Source organism: Streptomyces sp. T39 (genome assembly GCF_008042045.1).
Lineage (GTDB): Bacteria > Actinomycetota > Actinomycetes > Streptomycetales > Streptomycetaceae > Streptomyces.
Genome location: NZ_RDBP01000012.1, coordinates 1,494,386 through 1,504,165, shown reverse-complemented (window position 1 = coordinate 1,504,165; position 9,780 = coordinate 1,494,386). Strand labels below are relative to the sequence as shown.

The following is a 9,780-nucleotide window of genomic DNA, read 5'->3' as shown; positions in this document are numbered from 1 at the left end:
CTACCGCGAGCAGGACTTCGTCGAGGAGATCCGCACGGCGACGGACGGAGCGGGAGCGGACGTCATCCTCGACATCGTGGGGGCGAAGTACCTCGACCGGAACATCCGCGCCCTGGCCGTCAACGGCCGGCTCGCCGTGATCGGTCTCCAGGGCGGGGTGAAGGGTGAACTGAATCTCGGCGCCCTGCTCGCCAAGAGGGCCGCGGTGACGGCGACCTCGCTGCGGGGCCGCCCGCTGGGCGAGAAGGCGTCGATCATCGCCGCGGTCACCGAGCACGTGTGGCCGCTCATCGGCGGCGGGCGGGTGCGGCCCGTGGTGGACCGGACGGTACCGCTCCAGGACGCCGCCGAGGGGCACCGTGCCCTGGAGGCGGGCTCCCATGTCGGCAAGGTGCTGCTGGTCGCCCCCGCGACGGCCTGACCGGCACCGGACGTGCTGTCCGGACCGGCGTCCGGCGGACACCGCACGTGCCGAAGGCCCGGCCCTCGGGGGCCGGGCCTTCGGCACGTGTACCGGACGGGCGGGACGGTCAGAGGTAGGGGCCGGAGCGCACCGGGCCGTGCGGCCCGCCCTCCTCGTCGTGCACGGTGCCGGGCGGCAGCGCGCGGCGCATCTGCTCCAACTGGGCCCGGGCGGCCATCTGCTGGGCGAACAGCGCGGTCTGGATGCCGTGGAAGAGCCCTTCGAGCCAGCCGACCAACTGGGCCTGCGCGATCCGCAGCTCCGCCTCGGAGGGGATGGCCTCGTCGGTGAAGGGGAGGGAAAGGCGCTCCAGTTCCTCGACGAGCTCGGGGGCGAGGCCGTCCTCCAGCTCCTTGACCGAGCCGCGGTGGATCTCCTTGAGCCGGACCCGGCTTGCCTCGTCCAGGGGAGCCGCCCTGACTTCTTCCAGCAGCTGCTTGATCATGCTGCCGATCCGCATGACCTTCGCGGGCTGTTCGACCATGTCCGTCACCGGGACCTCGCGCGACTCGTCGTCACCGTCACCGCCGCCGAGCGCCATCCCGTCCTGTCCTACGACGAGAACGTGAGGGGTGTCCTGCGACCGTTCATTCCTCGGCATCTCCATGCCGCCATTCTCTCGTACAGGTGCGTCACCACACGGTGTGCCCCCGTGGGAGGGTGATCCACCCTTCCACGGGGGCACAAATCCGCCGGTGATCGTCCCGGGACGTCCCCGCGGGAGGGGTCAGCTCGCCTCGCGGCGGGCCAGCGCCCCACGGGAGCGGGTGACCAGAGCCGCCAGCAGGGCGGCGCCGAGCGGCACGGCGACCAGCAGGGCGGCCAGCGTCGCCCACGGGATCACGACCGGGACGAAGGGCACGTGGCCGCTGGCGCTCCAGCCCTGGTCCAGGGACTGCTGGTACCAGTCGAGCTGCTGACGGCGCTCGGTGAGTCTCAGCCCGATCGCCGGCAGGACACCGGCCGCCGAGCCGAGGACCACTCCCATCATGGCCACGACACCGCACTGGAAGCCGCTGAGCGTCCTGCGGACCCTCGGCGGGGCCCCCACGGCGGCCAGGGTCTTCAGATCCGCCTCGGCGTCCGCCTGGGCGAGACCGGTGGCGATCCCGGCGGCGCCGATGGTGATCAGGCCGGCGAAGACGGTCAGCGCCAGCAGGACGAGGCTGTTCTCGCTGACGTACCCCTCCTCGACGGTCAGATTGACGTCGGAGCCGGTGTTGTCGAGCTCGCCGTCGAGCTTCTGGCGCTGCTCGCTGCTCGGCATGGTGTCCGTGGAGTAGAACGCGCCGAACGGTACGGTCGGCAGGCCCGCGGCCTTCGCCGCGGCCGGCGGCAGGATCAGATCCACGCCGTAGCTGTTCGGTTTGCCGGTGACCTGGTGGACGTCGAGGCGCTTGATCTCGCCCGGCGCGGGCTTGCCCGCGTTCACGGCCTTCTCCGCGGCGTCCCTGTCGGTCACCAGACGGATCGAGACGGCTCCGCCGGTGTCCACGGGGCGCCTGTCGAACGTGACGGGCTTGCCGGCCGCGAGGGCCGCGGCTGCCTGCGGGTCGTCGATGCCCAGCACGGTGAGGAGCTTCTCGTCGCCGACGAGCAGGCCGCCGTCGATCATGATCCCGGGGCCGCGCTCCTCCTTGCAGCGCCAGTCCTCGGCGAGCTTGCGCCGCTCCGCCGTGGTGAACCGGGACGCCGGGTCCTCGTCCGGCCGTGCCGGGTCGTAGACGTTGAGCGGGCACTCGTTGGGCTTCGGGACGACGACCTCGTAGTAGCCGCACTCCTCGTCCTCGTCCCACAGGGAGCACGAGGCCTTGCCGACGGCGATACGGTCCACGTCGGCGCGCACATCGACGGGCATGAGCCGCTGCACGGTCTCCCGCACGGCCGGAGCCTCCCGGCCGCCGGCCTCCGGCACCATGACCGACACGGCACCGTGCGGCAGCTGCGCCACGTAGTCGGCCCTGCGCTGTGCGTCGTCACTCGCCGCATAGGTGGCCACGGCCACCGTGCCGGCGACGGCCGCGAGAACGGCGGCCACGGCGGGCGCCGTACGACCCCGGTTGCGGACCGCGTCCCGCAGGGCGAGCCGCGGGGAGAGCGGCAGGACGCGCCCGAACCTGCCGAACAGGCCGACGAGCGCCGGAGTCAGCGCGACGATGCCCAGCTCGGCGATGGCGCTGCCGCCCGCGACGATCGCGAACTGGTCCGTCATCGTCGATCCGTAGAGGGCGATCGCCGCGCCGAAGGCCACGGCGGCCAGGCCGACGACCGGCAGCACCCTGCTGCTGCGGCGCACTCCCCGGCGCCCGGTCAGCGAGGCCAGGATCGGCTGCCGGGACGAGGTGACGGCGGGCACGATGGCGGCCAGCAGCCCGGTCGCCACCGCGAGCAGCGCGATGCCGAGGAGTTCCAGCGGCCTGACGTCGAAGTGGCCGAAGCGCTTGCCCAGCGCCTCCTCCAGCACCGGCTGGAGGAGGAAGGTGAGGGCGAGACCGAGCACGGTGCCGACCACGGCGGCGGCGACGCCGATGACCAGACCGCCCGCCAGGACGATGGCCCGGATGTGCCGCCGGTCGCCGCCGTTGGCGCCGACAAGACCGAGCTGGCGGCGCGAACGGCGCGCTCCCACGGCGAAGGCCGGGCCGGCCAGCAGGCAGATCTCCAGCATCGCCAGACCGACGACCGTGCCGACGGCCGCGAGCGCCGCCGCCTTGGCCGCGGTGCTCTCCTGGTAGGTGCCCCAGCCCTCCTTCTGGTAGAGCGGGACCTCCGAGTCGGCGGGCGGATCGAGGGCCACCGCCCGTGATGCGACCAGGGCACCCTGGGCGTTGATCTTCTGCACGGTGTTCCACGTGAAACCACCGGGGACGGTCGCCAGCAGGGTGGTGTCGGAGGACAGTCCGGGCATGCCGTCGGCGACCAGGGCCTTGTCCAGCGGCTTGATCAGGGCTCCGGGCAGGGCGTTGACCTGGTTGGTGTCCAGCTCTCCGGGGAGCTCGTAGGAGCCGACGATCGTGTACTCGCGGTCGAGGCCGCGGGCGGCGAGCGCGGAGCCGATCTTCAGCCCGCTCTCCTCCAGGAAGTGGGCCGTGGCGGCGACCTCGTCCGGCTTCTCCGGAAAGCGTCCGCCGACGAGCGGCATCATGCCCTCGACCATCGGGTCGGCTGCCTCCAGCTCACGGATCTCGGCGTCCAGCAGCCCGTGCACGGTGCGCAGCTTGGCATGTGAGGCGCGGTCCGCGAGGGTCTTCGCGCCCGGCGGCAGCACCTTGGTGAGGTCGGTGGAGCCCTCCGGGAAGGGCTGGTCGTCGTAGTCCTCGGCGGGCGCGTAGTTGTTGGCGTCGGGCGACTGGAGCACCGGGGCCCCGCCCATGTCGGGGTCGGACAACCGGGCGTCCGCCGCGCCGAGCGAGCGGGAGACGCTCTGCTCGGAGGAGAGTTCGGCACTGCGCACCGTCAGGTCCGCCGCGCTGACGCCGACGATGGGCAGCGCGATCATGGCCAGGACCAGGAAGCTGCGGCCCTTCGAGCGCCAGGCGTCGCGGCGCGCGATACGGATCGCGGCGCGCCAGGAGTGGTACCAGGTCCTCACAGCTCGGCCGCCTGGCCGGTGAGGAGCGAGGACGCCTCGCTGCGGACCGTCTGGTCGACCACGGCCCCGTCGCGCAGGAACACGACACGGTCGGCCCAGGCGGCGAAGCGCGGCTCGTGGGTGACGAGGATGCCCGCAGCACCGGCGTCGCAGCGCGCCCGCAGCAGGGCGAGGACCGACTCACCGGTCTCGGAGTCGAGCGCGCCGGTCGGCTCGTCGGCGAGGACCAGACGGCGGTCGCCCACCAGGGCCCGGGCGATGGCGACCCGCTGCTGCTGGCCGCCGGACATCTCGTCGGGGAAGCGGTCGGCGAGGTGCCCGAGTTCCATCTCCTCGAGCGCGGCGACGGCCTCGGTGCGCGCCTTGCGCGCCGAGGTGCCGTCCAGCTCACGGGGGAGGGCGATGTTCTCGGCCGCGGTGAGGGCGGGGATGAGGTTGTAGTCCTGGAAGACGTAGCCGATGCTGCGCCGGCGCAGGGCGGCGAGCGTCTTGCGGTCCGCCGTGGTGATGTCGGTGTTCTCGACGATCACCTGCCCGGAGGTGGGGGCGTCGAGGCCGCCCGCGATGGTGAGGAGCGTGGACTTGCCGGAGCCGGAGGGGCCCATGACGGCGACGAGTTCCCCGGGGAACACATCGAGGTTGATGCCGCGCAGAGCGTGCACCTCGGTGGCGCCGCTGCCGTGGACGCGGGTGAGTTCCTTCAGCTGGAGCACGGGCTGCTGGGACTGACGTTGCTGCTGTGACTGTGGTGACGGGTGTTCGGACATGGGTGGGTCCCCCCTTGAGCGTGTGGGTGCGCACGAGCGGGTGCGCGAGGTCTGAAGGTCTGTCGGTGCGGACCGCACGGCTCGCGGCGGCCCGGCTCCGAGGTCTGTCGGGTGGTGCGGCCCCGTGGGCGCCTCGTGGCGGCCGTGCGACGGTGGCGGCGGCATCGCGTGGCGCCGTCGGGGCGGGGCGGAGGCCCGGCCCCGCAGTCGGTCCGGAGCTCAGGCCCGGTGCGGACCTGCCGCCGCGGTTGCCGCCGGGCCGCAGGGCCCGCCAGGGCGGCGGACCGGCTCCCGGCGCGGTACCGGAGGACGTCCTCCCCGGCCGGACACGCTGACGGTCACCTCCGGGACCGCCCGGACGGTGCGGTCGCGGACGGTGCCGAGGGCTGTTCCCCGGCCGGCGGCCGGCCGGGGGCGGCCGGCCGCCCCGTGGCCGCGGAGAGCCTGATCAGGCGCACCTCGCAGTGGTCGAGCCAGCGCGCCTCGGCCTCGGTCTGGAAGATGAGCTGTTCCAGCACCAGCAGCCAGGCCACGTCGTCCCGCTCGGTCGAGCCGCCGCCCTCGATCGAGGCCAGCGCCTGCGCCTTGAGCCGGGTGTAGTCCTGCATGGCCTTCACGGTGTGATGGCGCTGGGACTGGATCACCTGGCGGATGTCCACCCCGGGCGTGCCCACGGCCATGGCGAGCTTGATGGCCAGTTCGTCCCGGGGCGGGCTGCTGCGGTCCACCGGCGTGGCGAACCAGTTCCGGAGTTCGGTGCGGCCCCGCTCGGTGATGGCGTACAGCGCGTGGCCCGCCTCGTCCTCGCCGTCCTGGGTGACCATGCCGTCACGTTCCAGGCGGTTGAGGGTCGTGTAGACCTGGCCGACGTTCAGCGGCCAGGTGGCACCGGTGCGCGACTCGAACTCGGAGCGCAGCTGCGAGCCGTACCGCGCACCCGGTTCGAGGAGGGCCAGAAGCCCGTGACGGATGGACATACTCAGTATGTATACCGGGTATGCCACGCCGGGGGAACCATCTGCCGAGGGACCTCGGGGGTCCGTCTCAAGGAGGACGCCGCGCTCAGCGGCGGCGCAGGCGGATGCCGAGGAAGCCCACACCGAGGCCCATCAGGGCCAGTCCGACCCCCAGTGACAGCGGCGAGATCTGGTGCGCCACCGGGGCGGGAAGCGCCTGGTCGCCCTGGTCGGACGCGGTGGCCCGGCCGCTGACAGGCGCGGACGGCGGCACCGCGGCCGCCGAGGAGGGCGGTGTCCGGCCGGCGGGCGCCTCGTCGTCCGGGGGGTCCTCCTCCCGCGGCTCGCCGGACGCCAGGCCGGTGAGGGCCGCCCCCGCCCCGGCCGGTCGCTGCCGGCCGCACCGTCGAGCCCCGGGGAGAGCACCGAGCCGTCCGCCCACCGTTCGACCGGCGCCTCCCCGGTGGCGTCCGTGCGGCCGTCCCGCTCGGTCGAGCCGCCGCCCTCGATCGAGGCCAGCGCCTGCGCCTTGAGCCGGGTGTAGTCCTGCATGGCCTTCACGGTGTGATGGCGCTGGGACTGGATCACCTGGCGCGCCGCCGATGAGCGGCCACACGTGCTCGGTGACCGCGGCGATGATCGACGCCTTCTCGCCCAGCGGGCGGCCCCGCAGCGAGGTCGCCGTCACCGCGGCCCTCTTGGCGAGCAGGGCGCCGAGATTCAGTTCACCCTTCACCCCGCCCTGGAGACCGATCACGGCGAGCCGGCCGTTGACGGCCAGGGCGCGGATGTTCCGGTCGAGGTACTTCGCCCCCACGATGTCGAGGATGACGTCCGCTCCCGCTCCGTCCGTCGCCGTGCGGATCTCCTCGACGAAGTCCTGCTCGCGGTAGTCGATCAGGATGTCGGCGCCCAATTCGGCGCAGCGCGCCAGCTTTTCGGGCCCGCCCGCCGTGACCGCCACCCTCGCCCCGACGGCCTTGGCGAGCTGGATCGCCATCGTGCCGATTCCGCTCGCACCTCCGTGGACGAGCAGCGTCTCGCCCGGACGCAGATGGGCGACCATGAAGACGTTCGACCAGACCGTCGCCGTCACCTCGGGCAGTGCGGCGGCGGTGACGAGGTCCAGTCCCCGGGGTACCGGCAGCAGTTGCCCCACCGGGACCGCGACCTTCTCCGCGTAGCCGCCGCCGGCGAGCAGCGCGCACACCTCGTCCCCGACGGCCCACCCCGAGACCCCGGGTCCCAGCGCGGCGATCCGGCCCGAGCACTCCAGGCCCGGGTACGGGGAGGCCCCGGGCGGCGGGTCGTAGAAGCCCTGCCGCTGCAGCAGATCGGCACGGTTGACCGCACTGGCGACGACCTCGACGAGGACTTCTCCCTCGGCGGGGACGGGGTCCGGCACCTCGGCCCAGACGAGGGCCTCGGGGCCACCTGGTTCGGGAATCGTGATCGCATGCATGGCCGCGAGGCTACTCCCGGCCCCCGGGGGTGTGGTCGTTCTCCGCGCGGACGATGGTGATCAGACGGTCCGTGAGCTGCAACGGACTGGCGGCCGGATCGTCGTACGGCAGCAGCCGGTGCCCCCGCAGCACGCTCACGACGAGGTCCTCCGTCTCCCGCACGCTGCGGCCCACCTCGGCCTTTATGACAGGCCGTTCGATGAGGTCGAGTCCGCTGCCCTGCTGGATCAGATCCTCCATGACCGTGCCCGCGCTGGGGCTGAGCACGGACAGGCCCAGCAGCCGGCCGGCCGCGCCGGAACTGGTGATCACGGCATCGGCGCCGGACTGTCGCAGCAGCGGCGCGTTCTCCTCCTCACGGACCGCGGCGACGATCTTGGCACCGCGGTTGAGCTGGCGCGCCGTGAGCGTGACCAGCACCGCGGTGTCGTCGCGTTGCGGAGCGATGATGATCTGCCGCGCCTTCTGGAGTTCCGCCCGGGTGAGGACGTCGCTGCGGGTGGCGTCGCCGACGACGCCGACGAAGCCCTCGGCGTTCGCCGCGTCGATGACCTTGCCGCTCGGGTCGACGACGACGATCTGGTCCTTCCGCAATCCGGTGGCGCAAAGCGTCTGCATCGCCGACCGGCCCTTGGTGCCGAACCCGACGATGACGGTGTGGTCGCGCAAGCTGGCCCTCCAGCGGTTCAGTCGCCACTCCTCGCGGGTGCGCTCGGTGAGCACCTCCAGAGTCGTGCCGACCAGGATGATCAGAAAGAGCACACGCAGCGGTGTCACCAGCAGCACATTGGTCAGCCGGGCACCACTGCTGTACGGGACGATGTCGCCGTAGCCCGTGGTCGAGAGGGTGACGGTCGCGTAGTAGACCGCGTCGAGGAAGTCGACGCTGCCGTCCGCGTTGTCGTGATAGCCGCTCCGGTCGCTGTAGACCAGGAGCACGGTGACGGCGAGCACCATGAACGCCATCAGCAGCCGCTTGCTCACCTGCCGCAGCGGCCGCTCGACGATCCGGCGGGGGAGTTTGACCCGGCCGCTGACGAGGTGCTCGTCGGCGTTCCGGGCCATGGCGTCCTGACCGGAGAGTTTCACGTGAAACACCCGCCTTCCACGGCCACCCGGCCTGCCCAGGGCAGGTCGAGCACCTCCACGTCGTCTCCCGGCTCGGCGCCACCGGGTGGAATCACCGCCAGACCGTCCGCGGCGGCGACACCGCGCAGCATGGCCGGCCCGTTGTAGTGCAGCGGAGCCGGCCGGCCCCGGTCGTACGCGAAGGGCACGAGGCGGGTGTCGTGCGGATGGCCCTGCACCGCGTCGCGTACCGGCAGGCGGTACGGCGGGGCCGGCTGCCGTCCGGAGAGTGCGCGCAGCACGGGCTCGGCGAGGGTCAGCAACCCGGACACCGCCGCCAGCGGATTGCCCGGCAGGCCCACCAGGTGGCGCCCGTCGGGGAGCCGCGCCAGGAGCATCGGGTGCCCCGGGCGCACGGCGACCTGGTCGACGACGAGCTCGGCCCCGGCCCGGCGCAGCACCGGATGGACATGATCGACGGGCCCCGCCGCCGTGCCACCGGTGGTGATGATCAGGTCGGCGTCCGAGGTCGTGACCGCCCGGTACAGGGCGTCCGCGTCGTCGCCGATCCGGCGGGTCGCCACGACGTCCGCGCCCAGTGCGAACAGCCAGGGGCCGATCATCGGGCCGAGGGCGTCACGGATCAGCCCGTCGTGCGGAAGGCCGCCGGTGAGCAGTTCGTCCCCGAGGACCAGTACCTCCGCCCGCGGACGCACGACGGTGACCAGGGTGTCGTATCCCGCGGCCGCGGCCAGCCCCAGCACCGCCGGAGTCACCACGCTCCCCGCGGGGAGCAGGCGATCACCACAGCGGCACTCCTGTCCGCGCGGGCGGATGTCCTGGCCGGGGGTCACCGCGCGTTCCGCGTGGAGCAGCCGCTTGTCCTCGTCCGGGCGCGCGTGCTCGCTGCGGATCACCGCGGTGGTCTCCAGCGGCACCCGCGCACCCGTGGCGATCCGCAGCGCGGTGCCGTCCGGGATCGGCGTGGCGTCGGCGTGCCCGGCGAGGATCGAGCCCTCGTCCGCGATCCGCCAGGGCCCGGGGCCCGCGACGGCCCAGCCGTCCATCGCGGAGGTGTCGAAGGACGGGAGGTCGCACAGCGCGGTCAGCGGCTCGGCGAGCACGCCGCCGAGGGCCTCCGCGAGGGGCAGGCGCACGGTACGCGGCGCACGGAAGCGTCCCGCACCGGCCGCCAGCGAACGGGCCGCCGGCCAGGGCTGTGCCCGGTGCGGTCCGCCCTGGCCCTCCCCGGGCGTCTCCGGCCGTCCGGCCGGCCGGTGCGCGCTCCGCCCCGAGCCGCCCACCAGCGCGAGCGCCTCGTCGACCCCGTCGATCTCCCCCTCCTCGTGCGCGCCCCTCCCGGGCGCGCACGAGGAGGGGGAGATCGACGGGGTCGACGAGGCGCTCGCGCTGGTGGGCGGCTCGGGGCGGAGCGCGCACCGGCCGGCCGGACGGCCGGAGACGCCCGGGG

At 73.4% G+C, this 9,780-nt stretch carries 7 protein-coding genes and 2 pseudogenes; 1 reads left to right on the top strand and 8 read right to left on the bottom strand.

The window, feature by feature from the left end:
- Positions 1 to 421 (top strand): zinc-binding dehydrogenase (locus EAO77_RS07755; RefSeq protein WP_147989016.1); only part of this gene is annotated, 421 nt, incomplete at its 5' end.
- Between the two features lie 109 nt (positions 422 to 530).
- On the opposite strand, the gene EAO77_RS07750 is transcribed toward EAO77_RS07755, so the two are convergent.
- The 8 genes and pseudogenes from EAO77_RS07750 to EAO77_RS07715 form a co-directional block, all read right to left on the bottom strand.
- Positions 531 to 1,070 (bottom strand): bacterial proteasome activator family protein, encoded by a 540-nt coding sequence (locus tag EAO77_RS07750; protein ID WP_147987303.1) that lies wholly within the window; start codon positions 1,068 to 1,070, stop codon positions 531 to 533.
- A gap of 120 nt (positions 1,071 to 1,190) precedes the next feature.
- Positions 1,191 to 4,055: an ABC transporter permease gene (locus EAO77_RS07745; RefSeq protein WP_147987302.1), complete on the bottom strand. Its 2,865-nt coding sequence runs from the start codon at positions 4,053 to 4,055 to the stop codon at positions 1,191 to 1,193.
- Complete coding sequence (locus tag EAO77_RS07740; RefSeq protein WP_147987301.1) at positions 4,052 to 4,822, bottom strand: ABC transporter ATP-binding protein; 771 nt, start codon at positions 4,820 to 4,822, stop codon at positions 4,052 to 4,054. Before EAO77_RS07740 ends, EAO77_RS07745 begins: the two co-directional genes overlap by 4 nt.
- A gap of 338 nt (positions 4,823 to 5,160) precedes the next feature.
- Positions 5,161 to 5,799: a PadR family transcriptional regulator gene (locus tag EAO77_RS07735; protein ID WP_147987300.1), complete on the bottom strand. Its 639-nt coding sequence runs from the start codon at positions 5,797 to 5,799 to the stop codon at positions 5,161 to 5,163.
- Between the two features lie 459 nt (positions 5,800 to 6,258).
- A pseudogene (locus EAO77_RS39825) lies at positions 6,259 to 6,372 on the bottom strand (PadR family transcriptional regulator); the annotation flags it as partial.
- Positions 6,356 to 7,240: pseudogene (locus EAO77_RS07725) on the bottom strand (NAD(P)H-quinone oxidoreductase); the annotation flags it as partial. The pseudogenes EAO77_RS39825 and EAO77_RS07725, both read right to left, overlap by 17 nt.
- A gap of 10 nt (positions 7,241 to 7,250) precedes the next feature.
- Positions 7,251 to 8,306 carry a potassium channel family protein gene (locus EAO77_RS07720; protein WP_261993969.1) on the bottom strand — a complete coding sequence of 352 codons (1,056 nt, stop codon included), beginning with the start codon at positions 8,304 to 8,306 and terminating at the stop codon, positions 7,251 to 7,253.
- Between the two features lie 20 nt (positions 8,307 to 8,326).
- Positions 8,327 to 9,780 (bottom strand): molybdopterin molybdotransferase MoeA (locus EAO77_RS07715; RefSeq protein WP_410088323.1); only part of this gene is annotated, 1,454 nt, incomplete at its 5' end.

Coding starts and splice junctions, on each gene's coding strand:
- EAO77_RS07750 (WP_147987303.1), bottom strand. CDS start 1,070: ATGGAGATGCCGAGGAATGAACGGTCGCAGGACACCCCTCACGTTCTC.
- EAO77_RS07740 (WP_147987301.1), bottom strand. CDS start 4,822: ATGTCCGAACACCCGTCACCACAGTCACAGCAGCAACGTCAGTCCCAG.
- EAO77_RS07735 (WP_147987300.1), bottom strand. CDS start 5,799: ATGTCCATCCGTCACGGGCTTCTGGCCCTCCTCGAACCGGGTGCGCGG.
- EAO77_RS07720 (WP_261993969.1), bottom strand. CDS start 8,306: ATGGCCCGGAACGCCGACGAGCACCTCGTCAGCGGCCGGGTCAAACTC.